The following is a 14,832-nucleotide window of genomic DNA, read 5'->3' as shown; positions in this document are numbered from 1 at the left end:
GCTGCTTATGCTGTGCCGCATCCGCCGATCATTCTGCCGGAAATCGGCAAGGGCGAGGAGCGCAAGATCCATCTGACGATAAACGCTTATGAGCGGGCGATGAAGGAGGCGGCTTCCTTCGAGCCGGATACGGTCGTCGTCGCGAGTCCGCACGCCGTCATGTATGCCGACTACTTCCATATCTCGCCGGGCGACGAGGGCGTGGGAAGCTTCGCCGAGTTCGGTGCGCCCGAGGTCGAAATGCGCGCCGAATACGACACGGCGTTCGCCAAGACGCTCGCGACCGTCGCAAGCGAAGCCGGACTCGATGCGGGACCTTTGGGCGGGCGCAATGCGGCGCTCGATCACGGCACGATGATCCCGCTGCGCTTCCTGCAGCCGCACACGGAGAACTTCCGTCTCGTGCGCGTCGGGCTTTCGGGGCTGACGCCGCTCGACCACTACCGCTTCGGCATGTGCATCGCACGCACCGCCGAGGAGCTTGACCGCAAGACCGTCTTCATCGCGAGCGGCGACCTCTCGCACAAACTCACGCCCGACGGCCCTTACGGCTTCGCCGCCGAAGGGCCGCGCTTCGACAAGGCTTGCATGAAGTACCTCGAAGAGGGCACATTCCTGAAGCTTCTGCAGATGGATCCCGCACTCGCCAAGAAAGCGGCGGAGTGCGGTCTGCGCTCCTTCTGGGTCATGGCGGGGGCGCTCGACTGCCAATCACTGAAGATCAAGAAGCTCTCCTACCAAGGGACTTTCGGCGTCGGCTACGGGCTTCTTTCCTTCGTCGTCAAGCGCGAAGACTTGAAGCGCAACTTCGGTATGCGCTATGAGATCGCCCAAAGACGCGCCCTCGACGACATCAAGGCAGCGGAAGACGCCTATGTGAAACTCGCGCGAGAGAGCGTGGAGAAGTTCGTCGTGACGGGACAGTACGCCGCACTTCCCGACGATCTGCCCGAGGAAATGCAGGCGCGTGCGGGAGTCTTCGTATCGCTCAAGAAGGACGGCGAGCTCAGAGGCTGCATCGGCACCTTCCAGCCCACGCAGAAGGACGTCGCCGAAGAAATCCTCTACAACGCCGTCTCTGCCGCCCTCCACGATCCGCGCTTCTCACCGCTCAAAGAAGACGAACTGCCCGACATCGTCTACAGCGTCGACGTGCTCACAGAGCCTGAGCTGATTCACGACGCCGCGAAGGATCTCGACCCGAAGCGCTACGGCGTCATCGTCGAGGCGCGAGGCCGCAAGGGACTTCTGCTGCCCGACCTCGAAGGCGTCGACACGGTCGAGGAGCAGCTTAAAATCGCACGCAAGAAGGGCGGCATCGCCGCCGACGACGATGTGCGCATCTGGCGCTTTGAAGTGGAGCGTCACCATTGAGCGCGGGCAGCCGCGCCGCAACGACAGAGGGAGCAGACGAACGCATCGTCTGCTCCCTCTGTCTGCATCGCCGCCAACCTGCGGCTTCACCTCAGACACTGTTTCCCATGTTGACAAAAAGATGCTCCCTTGTTGTGAGCGTTCAATCGTCCACGCCGACCATGACGGAAGTCGCCTTGATGACAGCATAGGCTTCCTTGCCGACGGCAAGTCCGAGCCGCTCGACGGATCCCATGCTGATCGTTGCCGTGACGATGTCGCCGCCTGCGATCTCGATACCGACGATGGCGTTGACGGCTCCTTTCTCGATGGATACGACTTTGCCCTTGAGCTGATTTCTTGCACTGAGCTTCATGATTCATTTCTCCTTCACAGATAGATAAAAGCCTTGCCGTTGCACCGAGGCTCAGAGGAGCGCGGTCAAAGCGGTGGTCAGACCGAATACGATTCCCGGGGCATTGGCGATGACGATCGGCCAATCGCGCTGCTGCTTGAAAAAGCCGTACGTCACCCAAATCGTGCAGTTGATGAACGCGACGGACGGCTGAATCCAATCGCCCGGATGCCCGGACAGATTGCCGATGATCTGCGGGATATAGGATACATACATGCACACGGACAGAATGGATCCGAGCGATCCGACGACCTTCATCTTGTCCTGCACGGCGCCCTTCCCGAGATTGGCAGCCTTCTTCTCCACATGCTCCGCCTCGGATTCCATCTTTTCCAGCGGCGTTTCCATAAGATGATCTTCTTTTCCAAAAATAACACAACAACCATCCTACGATTCATCCTAAAGCAAGCATTTGCAAAAGTCAAGAAATATACCAACGAAATATACATATTTGTCCCTTTTTCACCATACTTGAGCAGGACTCCTTCCGCTCGCTTCATCCGCTTCAAGATTGAAGCCGAAAGAATCACTCCCCTGCCTGTAACGATGTATACATAATACCTTAGCAAAACAGTATACTTTTCCTGTCATTTGCGTTATTATATATGCGTGCTACGGCACACGATAATTTTCTCTTATGAAAGTTCAACGCAAAGGGGTAATCACGCATGACGGAAATGCAGCAGTATGTAGAAGACATCCTCGCTTATGTCGCGAAGAAGGATCCGCAGGAGAAGGAATATCACAACGTGGTCAAGGAAGTCCTGACCTCGATCGTGCCTGTCTTGGAGCAACATCCCGAGTACAAGAAGCACAAGATCCTTGAGCGCATGGTCGAGCCGGAGCGCGTCGTCATGTTCCGCGTGCCGTGGCAGGATGACAACGGCGAAGTGCATGTCAACCGCGGCTACCGCGTGCAGGCGAACAGCGCCGTCGGCACCTACAAAGGGGGGCTGCGCTTCCATCCGAGCGTGACGCTCTCGATCTTGAAGTTCCTCGCTTTCGAGCAGACGTTCAAGAACTCTTTGACGGGGCTTCCCATCGGCGGCGCCAAGGGCGGCTCGGATTTTGACCCGAAGGGCAAGAGCGACAACGAGGTCATGCGCTTCTGCCAGAGCTTCATGACGGAACTCTATCGCCACATCGGCTCGATGATCGATACGCCGGCAGGCGACATCGGCGTCGGCGGCCGTGAGATCGGCTACCTCTACGGGCAGTACAAGCGCATCGTCAACTCCTTCGATTCCGCTGTCCTCACCGGAAAGGGTCTCGGCTACGGCGGCAGTCTCGCACGCACGGAAGCCACGGGCTATGGACTCCTCTACTTCATGAAGGAGATGCTCGAAGACAACGGCAAGAGCCTAGAGGGCAAGACCGTCGTCGTCTCCGGCTCGGGCAACGTCGCGACGTATGCGATCGAAAAGGCGATCGAGTTCGGCGCAAAGCCCGTGACTTGCTCCGATTCGAACGGCTACGTCTACGATCCTGCGGGCATCGACCTCGCGCTTGTCAAGGAGATCAAGGAAGTGCGCCGCGGCCGCATCAAGGAATACGTCGAAAAGCGTCCGAACGCCGAGTACCACGAGGGCTGCAAAGGCGTCTGGACGGTCAAGTGCGACATCGCCCTGCCGTGCGCGACGCAGAGCGAGCTTGACATCGAGGGCGTCAAGGCTCTCGTCGCGGGCGGCGTCATGGCGGTCGGCGAAGGCGCGAACATGCCGACGACGCTCGACGCGACGGAATATCTCTTGGAAAAGGGCGTTCTCTTCGCTCCTGCCAAAGCGGCAAACGCCGGCGGTGTCGCCGTCTCCGCGCTTGAGATGAGCCAGAATTCCGAGCGCCTGCACTGGACGTTCGAGGAAGTCGACAATCGTCTCAAGGACATCATGAAGAACATCTACAAAAATGCAAAGACGAACGCAGAGAAGTACGGCATGAAAGGCAACCTCATCGCCGGCGCCAACATCACAGCGTTCATCCATGTCGCCGATACAATGGTCGCACAGGGAATCGTATAGGAAACATATAAAAAGAGCAGCCCGACGGGAACTTTCCCGTCGGGCTGCTCTTATGTCTGATGCCTTTCCTTTATACCTTGAATTTGCCGACCTCGGCGTTGAGATCCATAGCGACGCTTGCCAGCCCCTCGCTGGCTTCGGCAATGTTCTGCAAGGAATGCGTCTGCGTCTCGACGGCGGCGTTTCCTTCTTCGCTCGTCGCGGCATTCTCTTCCGCAAGCGCGGAAAGCCCCTGCACGACTTCCGCTATGGAGCGATTCTTGGCGGTGATATCGTCTGTAGACCGATTCATCGTCTCCATGACCTTTGCGGTCATATCGACAGCTTCGGTGATCTTCTGGAACTTCCCGCGCGTCTCGGCAAGACTTTCCTGCGTTTCGGCAAACAGCTTCTTGGAAACCGCCATCGTATTGACTGCCTCCTGCGACTTTGTCTTGAGACCCGCGATGATCTCGCTGATATCGTCGGTGAAGCTCTTCGACTGTTCCGCAAGCGTGCGGATCTCTTCTGCCACGACGGCGAAACCGCGCCCGGCGTCGCCTGCGCGCGCCGCCTCGATCGCAGCGTTCAGCGCGAGAAGGTTCGTCTGTGCGGAGATCGACTGGATCATCTCGCTCGCTTTCTCGATGTCCTCTGCGCTCTTGTTCGTCTCCTCGACGACGCGGGCGACGTCTTCCGTTGCCCGTGCCGTCTCTTCGGACTTCTTCACGAGATGGGTGAGGATTTCTGCACCCTCGTCCTTTTCGCGGCGAATGTTGTTCGTCGCTTCGTTGATCTGGTGCAGGATCTCCTTATTGTTATCCATGAGCACCATGATTTCGTCGATGTGCATGGATGCGTTCTGTGTGTCCTGCGCCTGGCTCGTCGCGCCGTCGGCGATATTGTGAATCGCTGAGGCGACATCACGCGCCGAGTCCGCCGTGGACTGCGCCGTCGCCGTCAGCTCTTGGCTCGTCGCTGCGACAGACTGTGAGGAATTGCTGATCTTGTCGATGATCGCGCGCAGGTTGTTGCGAAGTTCGGAGATGCTGCGCGCCATCGTGCCGATCTCGTCGCCGCGCTCCCTGAGGTGCGCCCGCGAATCATCTGCACGCACATCGAGATGGGCGAACTTCTCCACTGCCCCCGTGATATCGCCTAAAGGAGCGGCGATGCGCTTTTGAACGAAAAAGCTCATGAATACAAGCAGCAGGATGCAGCAAACGACTGCGATGGCAACGGCGGACAAGACCATCTTCTTTGCCGATGCCGTAAAGACGTCGTGCTCCGTCGAAGAAAAGATCATCCACTCGGCTTCCACTCCTTCGAGGTGCATGGGATAGAAGCAAAAGATCGAGTCTGCGCCTGTGCTCGCCGATATGTGATCGATGGTCGTGACTGTGCTCTCATCAAAAGCCTCAGCAACTTCTGCATCGGTCATCGGGAAGAAATCATAGAATCTTTTCAAGATGAAATCCGCATTCAATCCATGCGCCATGATGCTGCCTGAACGCGTGAATACGCCATAGTAATTTTCGTTCTTGCTTAATCCCTCAACATACTGCTGAATCTCCGACAAGCCGATGTTCGCGCAGGCAACGCCGATGATCCGCCCGTTTACTTCAATCGGCAAAACGTAGCGCGCCACCAGCTTCCCATTCTGCGTTTTCGACGGCTCTGTGAGGAGCGGCTTGCCCGTATTCTTCGCGGTCTTGTACCACTCGCTCTGCAAGGCGCCCTGTATCGAGCCAATCTTGCCCTCGTTATCGACATAAATATTCAATGCCTCGGTTCCCGCAGAAGATTCAAGAATAACGGAAACGGAGCGAATGCCGGCATTTTCGGACATCTCGTCGATCAGCATAGCTGTGATCGCATCGGCGCTGCCCTCGGGCGGCGCGACAGAGAGCTGCTGCTGCACGCTTCTCTCGATGCGGCTGGCGATGCGCACGGTGCGCCCGTAGCGCTGTTCGATCTGATAGGCGATCTGCTTGTTTTCGAGCATCGTCTCACGCTTGCCGGCGTCGATCAGCGCTTCAAAGCTCATGTAAGCGATGAAGATGGTGACGATGGTGAGCATGACGGCTATGCCGACGGCGTTCACTGCATTGATTTGAAAGCCTATGCCCCTCCCGCGAACCGTTGTCTTTAAGCTTCCTGCATCCATGATCCAGTTCCTCCTTCTGACGCATCCTGCGTCTGGCGACAGTCGGCATTGTTCATGAAGATCGGCGACTGAATTTATCAGCGCATCCTGAAATATCCACTGAGGAAAAACATTCTCATTTGATGCAAAGACGAGAAGTTCTCCTTTGTGCAGTACTGCTTCGATACTTAGGAAATTCGAGCTTCCTTGGAAATATGCCAACAAAATTTCACAGAGATACTTCTCCGAAAAGTCTAAAAGTCCTGCTACTTTTTTTATATATTGCAAATAATTTGTATGCATACTACGGACAAACAAAAATCGTTTCCAGAGAGAAAGATACCAAACAATTTCCTGTGCATTCTTGCTATTGCTATCTTATTTGTATACATAGTCATAGGATCGCCTGCCGAGCCTTCCGCAAAGCCCCGCAAAAACTTTCCGGCAGGAATGGCGCATCAAAAGATGCTCACCAAACGCTTCATCTTTCGCTTTGCCTGTAAGCTCATGAAATGCCTCGCGCCGTTCATTCTCGCGGTACGGAAATAAATCGAATATGCCTTTTCCGCTTGCCTTGCAAAACTGCTCACGCTATAATAAAGAAGAAATGCGTATCAACGAAACTATGCACCGCGCTTCATCTTCTGCACGCAAGCATCACGAAACGGAGACCAGCCTTATGCAAACGATGAGTTTGAGCATCCATACGGATCATGAGATAAGAAAGCAAGCCGAAATGATCTTTAACGAGTTGGGATTGACCCTGCCAACCGCAATCGATATTTTTCTGCGTGCATCCGTTCGTGCAAAAGGTATGCCATTCGCTCTGTCTTTGGACGATGCAGCCGGTGAAACAAGGCTCGCCATCGAAGAAGGCCGCCGCTTGGCTGATGATCCAAACGTCAAAGGCTATAAGAGTATGGCGGAATTAAAGGCGGCTTTGGAAGCATGAAATACGAGGTTAAATTCACGGCACAGTTCAAAAAAGATTTGAAAAAGGCACAGAAGCAGTACAAAGATTTGGAACATCTCTATGATGTCATCGAGCAATTAGCTGACGGCAACGTCTTAGATGAAAAATATCATGACCATGAATTGCGTGGCGAATACAAAGGTACACGCGAATGCCATGTCGAACCGGATTGGCTGTTGGTCTACGAAATTCGTGTGAAGGTACTCGTTTTGATGCTCTACCGTATCGGCAGCCATTCAGAATTGTTCTAACCGCTTTTCCCTTACTGACAACCAACGCCCGCAAAGCCCCGCAAAAACTTTCCGGCAGGGCTTTTTTTTTTCATGCCTATACGATATAATGAAAGCGGATAGTGAAAAGTGAATCAGATTCATAACCTGCACGCGCAAACGTCCTTTGTGCGGATATTTGCGTTATCCTAAAGAGGAAAGGAGCTGCGCCCGCTTTGACGATGTATCCGATTCATCTGCGCATCGAGGGACAAGCCGCGCTCGTCGCAGGCGGCGGGGCGGTGGCGCATCGAAAGACGCTCGGGCTTCTGGCGGCGGGAGCCACTGTGACGGTTGTCGCGCCGGAGCTTGCGCCATCGTTGGCGGCGCTGGCGGCGGCTGGGCGCATCGCTTGGCTGAAGCGGCGTGCGTCAGCGGATGTGTTCGTGTCGCGGACTGCTCCTCGACTCGTTTTTTGCGCAACGGACGACCCTATGGTGAACGCCGCTTTCGGCAAAGCGGCGAAAGAAGCGGGCGCGCTCGTCAACGACGCGACGGCGCCCGAGCTTTGCGACTTCTTTCTGCCGGCGGCTTTGCGCGACGGCGATCTTCTCGTCACGGTATCGACGGGCGGCGCATCACCCGCACTCGCCCGCACGCTGAAGAAGCGCCTCGCCGCTCGCCTGGGCGCAAGTTGGGGCGCGTGGCTCGAACGGCTTTCGCATCTTCGCGAAGATGCGAAAGCACGCATAAAAGGGAGCCGCGCTCGCGAGGATTTTTGGCGCACGGCTCTTTCGGAACAGCTTTTAAATTTGGTGGAAGCAGGCAGACTTGATGAGGCGGAGGCAGAGGTAAGACATGCACTTGATAGTTTTGGGACTGAATCATAAGACGGCGCCCGTGGCGGTGCGTGAGCGGTTTTCTATTTCGAAGGACGCCATCCGCAAGGGGTTCCAGCATTTGGCGGAGTATGCAGAGTTGTTGGAAGCGGTCGTGCTTTCGACGTGCAACCGCAGCGAGATTTACGCGGTGACGGCGGACGAAGCGCACGCGGCGGAAGCCGTGCGCCGCTTTTTCTTCGATCTCACGGGAAACGACGAGGACGTTGATGCGTACCTTTACGCGCATGAGGATGAGGACTGCATCCGGCATCTCTTTCGCGTGGCATCGAGTCTCGATTCGCTCGTCTTGGGCGAGGGGCAGATTCTCTCGCAGGTCAAGCAGGCGTACGCGCTCGCGCTCGAAGGTCACGCGACGAGCACGGTGCTGAACACGCTGTTTCATCGCGCGATTGCGACGGGAAAGCGCGTGCGCACGGAGACGCGCATCGCATGGAGCGCCGTGTCCGTCAGCTATGCGGCAGTCGAACTGGCGAAGGACATCTTCGGCACGCTCGACAAGTCGAGCGTCCTGATTTTCGGCGCGGGCAAGATGGCGGAACTGACAGCGGAGCATCTCGTCTCACACGGCGCGAAGAAGCTCTACGTCGCAAATCGCCACATAGAAAAGGCTGAGGCTTTCGCCGCACGTTTCGGCGGTGAAGCCGTGCCGTTTGAGCGCGCGATGGAAAAGGCGGAGGACGTCGACGTCGTCGTGACCTCGACGGGTGCGCCGCACTATGTCGTCAAAGCGTGGGAGACGCGTCACCTCATGACGCAGAGGAAGGGTAAGCCGCTCGTATTCATCGACATCGCCGTGCCGCGCGACGTCGATCCCGAGGTCGAGGAGATCAAGGGCGTGAAGCTCTTCAACATCGACGCCTTGGAAGCCGTCGTCGACGATCACATGGAGGAGCGCAGGCAGGAGGCGGTCGAAGCCGAGTGCATCGTCGAGGAGGAGATCGACGCCATCGAGAAGCGTTTCCAATACCTCTCGTGCCGCCCGCTGATGGCGCTCCTTTCCGAGCGCTGCGAGCGCATCCGATGTCGTGAGATGCAGCGTGCGCACACGAAACTGCCCGAACTCACGGAGGAGCAGCAGCGTGCAGTCGACCACATGACGCGCATGATCGTCCGAAAGATCCTGCGCACGCCGATGATGAAGCTCAACGCATCGGCGGGAACGGCGGACGAGGCATTCTACATCGAGGCGATGCGAAGCCTCTTCAAGCTTGATACGATAGGGGAGACGGGAACTTGTGAAGAAAGACACCATCGTTATAGGTACGCGCAGCAGTAAGCTTGCGCTCTGGCAGGCGGACTATGTAGAAAAGAAGCTCCGGGAGAGATACCCGGAGCTTCATGTCGTACAAAAGCGCATGACGACGAAGGGCGACCGCGTGCTCGATGCGCCGTTGGCGAAGATCGGCGGCAAGGGACTTTTCACGAAGGAACTTGAGCAGGCGATGCTCGCGGGCGAGATCGACCTCGCTGTGCACAGCCTCAAAGACATGCCGACGGAACTGCCCGCAGGGCTCACGCTCGCGGCTGTGACCGAGCGCTTCGACCCCGGCGACGCCGTCGTGAGTCCGCGCTATCAAACGCTCGCGAACCTTCCCCAAGGCGCGAAGGTCGGCACGTCGAGCCTGCGCCGCCGCGCACAAATCCTCGCCGAGCGGCCCGATCTTGAGATCGTCAGCCTGCGCGGCAACGTGAATACGCGCCTCAAGAAGCTCGAAGAGGAAAACTTCGATGCTATTGTCCTCGCTGTCGCGGGTCTCAAACGCTTGGGCTTCCATGACCGCATCACCGAGGTTCTGCCGCGCGAGATCTGCCTGCCCGCCGTCGGGCAGGGCGCACTCGCCATCGAAGTGCGTGCGGACGATGCGGCTACGCTTGCTATCGTCGCTTTTCTCAACGATGAAGCGACGTGTGCGGCGGCTCGGGCAGAACGCGCCTTCCTCGCACGCATCGAGGGCGGCTGCCAGGTGCCCGTCGGCGTCTATGCCGAAGCTGCGGGTGCGGCGCTTGAGATAGAGGCGGTCATCGCCTCTATCGACGGAGAGCGCATCTATCGCAAAAAGAAGGCGGGCAGCGCCCTGGATGCTGAAAAGATCGGTCGCGCACTCGCCGAAGAACTGCTCGCCGTGGGCGGTGAAGAGATTTTGCAGGAACTCGGCTTGCTGCAGAAATAGAAAAGTGCGGACAGGCAGCTCGCCGATTCGAAAACGGTAAAATATCCTGTATCGTGCTTTTGCTTTATAAGGAGGAACTATGGTATATCTTGTCGGAGCCGGTCCCGGCGATCCGGGGCTTTTGACGGTCAAGGCACGCGCCTGTCTGGAACATGCCGACACCGTCGTCTATGACTACCTCGCGGACAGCCGCATTCTCGCCCTCGTGCCGGAAGAGACCGAGCGCATCTACGTGGGAAAAAGCGCGGGCAACCACGCGATGAAGCAGGAGGACATCTCGAAACTCCTCGTCAAGCTCTCCCGCGAAGGAAAATGCGTCGTGCGTCTCAAGGGCGGCGATCCCTTTGTCTTCGGGCGCGGCGGCGAGGAAGCGCTGCTCTTGGCGGAAAACGGGCTGCCGTTTGAGATCGTGCCGGGCGTGACCTCCGCCATCGCCGTGCCCGCTTATGCGGGCATCCCCGTCACGCACCGCGGCGTCGCCGTCTCCTTCGCCGTCGTCACGGGGCACGAAGATCCGACGAAGGAAGTCTCAGGGCTAGACTGGCAGAAACTCGCGACGGGCGTCGATACGCTCGTCTTCCTCATGGGCGTCGGAAACCTTCCCGCCATCACAGCCGAACTCATGCGCCACGGCCGCGCCGGCAATACGCCCGCCGCCGTCATCCGCTGGGGCACGCGCCCCGAGCAAGAGACGCTCGTGACGACCGTCGAAAACGCCGCCGACGATGTGGCGCGAGCCGGACTCAAGCCGCCCGCCATCTTCCTCGTCGGCGAGGTCGTGCGCTATCGTGAAAAGCTGCGCTGGTTCGACGCGCCCGAGAGGCGTCCGCTCTTCGGCAAGCGCGTACTCGTGACACGCGCGCGCGCCCAAGCCTCGAAGCTCACCGAAGGCCTCGAAGCGCTCGGCGCCGCGTGCCTCGAAGTGCCCGCGATCCGCATCAAAGAGCCTTCCGACGGCGGCGCGGCGCTCACCGCCGCCATCGCTCATATCGCCGACTACGACTGGCTGATCTTCACGAGCGCGAACGGCGTCGAGCATTTCTTCCGCGCCCTTGACGCCGCGGGAAAGGATGCACGCGCCCTCGCCCGCGCCAAAGTCGCCGCCATCGGTCCTGCGACAGCCGCCGCGCTCACCGCCTGCGGCGTCCGTGCCGACTGCGTGCCCGGCGAATACCGCGCCGAAGCCGTCGTTGAAGCACTCAAAGGCGAAGTGACAAGCGGCACGCGCGTCCTCCTCGCACGCGCCGAAGAAGCGAGAGAAGTGCTGCCCGAAAGCCTCAAGGCGCTCGGCGCAGAAGTCGATGTAGCCGCCGCCTACTGCACAAAGCAGGCAGAAGCCGACGGCACAGCGCTCGCAAAAAAGCTCACGAGCGGCGAGATCGACATCGTGACCTTTACAAGCTCTTCGACAGCAAAGAACCTCTGCGCCATCCTCGGCAGCGCAGAGCCTCTGCAACATGTCAAGTGCGTCGCCATCGGCCCCATCACGGCGAAGACGTGCGAAGCGCTCGGCATAAAGCCCGCCGCCGTCGCCAAAGAATACACGATCAAAGGACTCATCGAAACCATCAAGGAGATGCTGTTATGCTGAAGCAAACCCTTCGTCCGCGCCGCCTGCGCAGGACGGCGAACATCCGCGCTATGGTGCGCGAGACGGATCTTTCCGTCCGTGATTTCGTCTACCCCATCTTCGTCGTGCCCGGTGAGAACATTCAGGATGAAATCCCCAGTATGCCGGGCTGCTTCCACCTCTCCGTCGACCGCGCCGTCGAGCAAGCGAAAGAACTCGCCGCGCTCGGCATTCCCTCCGTCGAAGTATTCGGCCTGCCCGAGTACAAGGACGAGATCGGCTCTTCGGCATGGGACGCAAAAAGTCCTGTGCAGCAGGCGATCCGCGCCATCAAGCAGGCGGAGCCGGAGCTTGCCGTCGTCGGCGACGTCTGCCTTTGCCAGTACACGTCGCACGGTCACTGCGGCAAGCTATGCGGCCACGAAGTCGACAACGACGCGACGCTGCCGCTCCTTGCCAAGACGGCGGTCAGCCAGGCGGAAGCCGGCGCCGACATCGTCGCGCCGTCCGACATGATGGACGGACGCATCGCTGCTCTTAGAGAAGCCCTGGACGAAGCCGGCTTCTCCCATGTCTCCATCATGAGCTACGCCGTCAAATACGCTTCGGCATACTACGGCCCCTTCCGCGACGCTGCGGACTCCGCGCCATCCTTCGGTGACCGCCGCGCCTACCAGATGGATCCCGCCAACGCCCGCGAAGCGATGAAAGAAGTCGCGCTCGACCTCGCCGAGGGAGCGGACATCATCATGGTCAAGCCCGCGCTCGCCTACCTCGACATCGTGCGCCGCGTGCGCGACGCCATCGACCGCCCCGTCGCCGTCTACAACGTCAGCGGCGAATACGCGATGGTCAAGGCGGCTGCGGCGAACGGCTGGATCGACGAAAAGCGCATCGTGCTCGAAACGCTCACAGGCATGAAGCGCGCGGGCGCCGACATCATCATCACCTACCACGCAATCGACGCGGCGAAGTGGCTGCAAGGTTAAAAAAGGAGCAAGATATGCTGAACTTGGAAAAATCCGCAAACGCCTTCGATGAAGCGAAAACCCTCATGCCGGGCGGCGTCAACAGCCCCGTGCGCTCCTACAGAAACGTCGACTGCAATCCGCCCTTTATCGCGCGCGGCGAAGGGGCGCACATCTTCGACATCGACGGCAACGAGTACGTCGACTATGTGCTGTCGTGGGGGCCGCTCGTCGCCGGACACGCGCATCCCGCCGTCGTAAGCGCACTGGCTGACGCCGCCGCACGCGGCACGAGCTACGGCGCGCCGACGACGCTCGAATCCGACCTCGTGCGCCTCGTACAGCAGGCATATCCTTCCATGCAGCTCGTGCGCATGGTCAACTCGGGCACGGAAGCGACGATGAGCGCTCTGCGCCTTGCACGCGGCTTCACGGGACGCTCGAAGATCGTCAAATTCGTCGGCTGCTACCACGGCCACAGCGACAGCCTGCTCGTCGATGCCGGCTCGGGGCTTGCGACCTTCGGCGTGCCGTCGAGTCCCGGCGTGACCGAGGGCGTCGCCAAGGACACGATCACCGTGCCGTTCAACGATACGGACGCCATCACGCGCGTCATGGAAAAGCATGGCAAAGACATCGCCTGCATCATCGTCGAGCCTGTCGCGGGCAACATGGGCTGCGTCCTGCCGGAAAACGGCTACCTCGACACCTTGCGCGCGCTGACCGAAAAGCACGGCGCACTCCTCATCTTCGACGAAGTCATGTGCGGCTTCCGCGCATCCTTGGGCGGCGCACAGGCGGCATACGGCATCACGCCCGACCTCACCTGCCTCGGCAAAATCATCGGAGGCGGTCTGCCGTGCGCGGCGTACGGCGGCAGGCGCGACATCATGGAGCAGATCGCGCCCGCAGGTCCCGTCTATCAGGCGGGCACGCTCTCGGGCAATCCGCTTGCCATGACGGCGGGCATCGAAACGCTCAAGATCATCTTGAAAGAGCCGGAGCCGGGAGAAGCCGACGCGAGCCGTGCGCTCACGCTGAAGACGAAGAAACTCGTCCTCGGAATGGAGAACGCCGCACGCGAAGCGGGCGTCAAAATTCAGGCGCACCAAGCCGGCTCGATGTTCAGCATATTCTTCAGCGAGAACGCAGTCAAAGACTATGCTGCCTCCGCCGCCTGCGATCAAGAAGCCTTTAAGGTCTGGTTCCGCGCCATGCTTGAACAAGGCGTCTACCTCGCTCCCTCGCAGTTCGAGACGCTCTTTCTATCGCTCGCCCACACGGACGAGGACATCGACCGCACGATCGCAGCGTCGGAAAAGGCGTTTGCACAAGTCAAGGAATCAACGTGAAAATGCGGTACGCCAATGCGTCTGACCAGCCGCATCAACGTACCGCAAAAGCTGACGTCTGATAGAGCTGAAAAGGTACTGCCGGCAAACGGTCAGTCCCCATCGGCGTTTCATCAAAGAAAGCCGCCTTCGGTTTAGGAAACCGAGGGCGGCTATTCTTATGCTTTGCTGACGGTATCAAAATATGGTATAGGAAGCGTTGATAAAATAACGTCGCTCCGATTTGCACGCCGCTTTGTGCGTGTATCTTTCAGACGTACACGCGCGGTACGCGCGGCGCGATGAGGCACGGAATCTCGTAGTTGATCGTGCCGAGCCATGATGCGACATCGTCGGCAGTGAGCGTCGCAGAGCCGAAGAGCGTGACTTCCGTGCCTTCTGCAACGCCTTCGATATCGGTGACGTCGATCATGCACTGATCCATGCAGATGCGTCCGACGACGGGAGCCGCCTTGCCCTCGATTTCAACGTGCGCCTTGCCCGAGAGGGCGCGGATGTAGCCGTCGGCATAGCCGAGGGGGAGCGTCGCGATGCGGCTCTTGCGCTTCGCGCACCATGTGCAGCCGTAGCCGATGGCAAAGCCCTCGGGCACGTCCTTGACGAAGAGCACGCGTGCCTTGAGCGCCATCGCAGGGCGAAGCGGCGACTTCTCGCAGACGGCGCGCGCGACTTCTTCGCTCGGGTACATGCCATACTGGATGATGCCCGCACGCACCATGTCGAGATGCGCTTCGGGCATTTGGAGGATCGCCGCGCTCTCGGCGATATGGCGCAGC

Annotated in this window: 14 protein-coding genes; 10 read left to right on the top strand and 4 right to left on the bottom strand. The window is 58.9% G+C overall.

The window, feature by feature from the left end:
- Nucleotides 1-1,374: AmmeMemoRadiSam system protein A (gene amrA / locus ACTTKG_RS04405; RefSeq protein WP_442673040.1), on the top strand; the 1,374-nt coding region annotated here is incomplete at its 5' end.
- A 142-nt stretch (nucleotides 1,375-1,516) separates the two neighbouring features.
- On the opposite strand, the gene ACTTKG_RS04400 is transcribed toward amrA, so the two are convergent.
- Together ACTTKG_RS04400 and ACTTKG_RS04395 are read right to left on the bottom strand one after the other, a co-directional pair.
- Nucleotides 1,517-1,729 (bottom strand): TOBE domain-containing protein, encoded by a 213-nt coding sequence (locus ACTTKG_RS04400; RefSeq protein WP_442673039.1) that lies wholly within the window; start codon nucleotides 1,727-1,729, stop codon nucleotides 1,517-1,519.
- 51 nt (nucleotides 1,730-1,780) lie between these two features.
- Entirely contained in the window at nucleotides 1,781-2,116 is a 336-nt protein-coding gene (locus tag ACTTKG_RS04395) for a hypothetical protein (protein WP_442673038.1), read from the bottom strand.
- Between the two features lie 320 nt (nucleotides 2,117-2,436).
- Between ACTTKG_RS04395 and gdhA the strand changes: the two genes are divergently transcribed.
- A complete protein-coding gene (gene gdhA, locus ACTTKG_RS04390; protein WP_442673037.1) occupies nucleotides 2,437-3,786 on the top strand; it encodes an NADP-specific glutamate dehydrogenase in 1,350 nt (449 codons plus the stop codon).
- A 70-nt stretch (nucleotides 3,787-3,856) separates the two neighbouring features.
- Here gdhA and ACTTKG_RS04385 read toward each other — a convergent pair whose 3' ends face one another.
- Nucleotides 3,857-5,932 carry a methyl-accepting chemotaxis protein gene (locus tag ACTTKG_RS04385; RefSeq protein ID WP_442673036.1) on the bottom strand — a complete coding sequence of 692 codons (2,076 nt, stop codon included), beginning with the start codon at nucleotides 5,930-5,932 and terminating at the stop codon, nucleotides 3,857-3,859.
- A 535-nt stretch (nucleotides 5,933-6,467) separates the two neighbouring features.
- Between ACTTKG_RS04385 and ACTTKG_RS04380 the strand changes: the two genes are divergently transcribed.
- From ACTTKG_RS04380 to hemL, 8 genes are all read left to right on the top strand, one after another.
- Nucleotides 6,468-6,863, top strand: coding sequence for a type II toxin-antitoxin system RelB/DinJ family antitoxin (locus ACTTKG_RS04380; RefSeq protein ID WP_442673035.1), 396 nt, complete (start codon nucleotides 6,468-6,470; stop codon nucleotides 6,861-6,863).
- Entirely contained in the window at nucleotides 6,860-7,135 is a 276-nt protein-coding gene (locus ACTTKG_RS04375) for a type II toxin-antitoxin system YafQ family toxin (RefSeq protein WP_442673034.1), read from the top strand. Before ACTTKG_RS04380 ends, ACTTKG_RS04375 begins: the two co-directional genes overlap by 4 nt.
- A gap of 200 nt (nucleotides 7,136-7,335) precedes the next feature.
- Nucleotides 7,336-7,983 carry a precorrin-2 dehydrogenase/sirohydrochlorin ferrochelatase family protein gene (locus tag ACTTKG_RS04370; protein WP_442673041.1) on the top strand — a complete coding sequence of 216 codons (648 nt, stop codon included), beginning with the start codon at nucleotides 7,336-7,338 and terminating at the stop codon, nucleotides 7,981-7,983.
- Nucleotides 7,952-9,271: a glutamyl-tRNA reductase gene (gene hemA, locus ACTTKG_RS04365; protein WP_442673033.1), complete on the top strand. Its 1,320-nt coding sequence runs from the start codon at nucleotides 7,952-7,954 to the stop codon at nucleotides 9,269-9,271. The genes ACTTKG_RS04370 and hemA overlap by 32 nt, the downstream gene beginning before the upstream one ends.
- Nucleotides 9,231-10,166 carry a hydroxymethylbilane synthase gene (hemC, locus tag ACTTKG_RS04360; protein WP_442673032.1) on the top strand — a complete coding sequence of 312 codons (936 nt, stop codon included), beginning with the start codon at nucleotides 9,231-9,233 and terminating at the stop codon, nucleotides 10,164-10,166. The genes hemA and hemC overlap by 41 nt, the downstream gene beginning before the upstream one ends.
- A 79-nt stretch (nucleotides 10,167-10,245) precedes the next feature.
- Nucleotides 10,246-11,757 (top strand): uroporphyrinogen-III C-methyltransferase, encoded by a 1,512-nt coding sequence (cobA, locus tag ACTTKG_RS04355; protein WP_442673031.1) that lies wholly within the window; start codon nucleotides 10,246-10,248, stop codon nucleotides 11,755-11,757.
- Complete coding sequence (hemB, locus tag ACTTKG_RS04350) at nucleotides 11,751-12,725, top strand: porphobilinogen synthase (protein WP_442673030.1); 975 nt, start codon at nucleotides 11,751-11,753, stop codon at nucleotides 12,723-12,725. The genes cobA and hemB overlap by 7 nt, the downstream gene beginning before the upstream one ends.
- Before the next feature lie 14 nt (nucleotides 12,726-12,739).
- Nucleotides 12,740-14,056, top strand: a complete 1,317-nt coding sequence (gene hemL, locus ACTTKG_RS04345; RefSeq protein ID WP_442673029.1) for a glutamate-1-semialdehyde 2,1-aminomutase — start codon at nucleotides 12,740-12,742, stop codon at nucleotides 14,054-14,056.
- A gap of 250 nt (nucleotides 14,057-14,306) precedes the next feature.
- Here hemL and alr read toward each other — a convergent pair.
- Nucleotides 14,307-14,832, bottom strand: a 526-nt coding sequence (gene alr, locus ACTTKG_RS04340; protein ID WP_442673028.1) for an alanine racemase, incomplete at its 5' end; no start/stop codon positions are given.

The organism is Selenomonas sp., from assembly GCF_052169755.1.
GTDB lineage: Bacteria > Bacillota > Negativicutes > Selenomonadales > Selenomonadaceae > Selenomonas.
The sequence above is the reverse complement of the archived record's forward strand: the minus strand, read 5'-3'. Positions and strand labels throughout refer to the sequence as shown.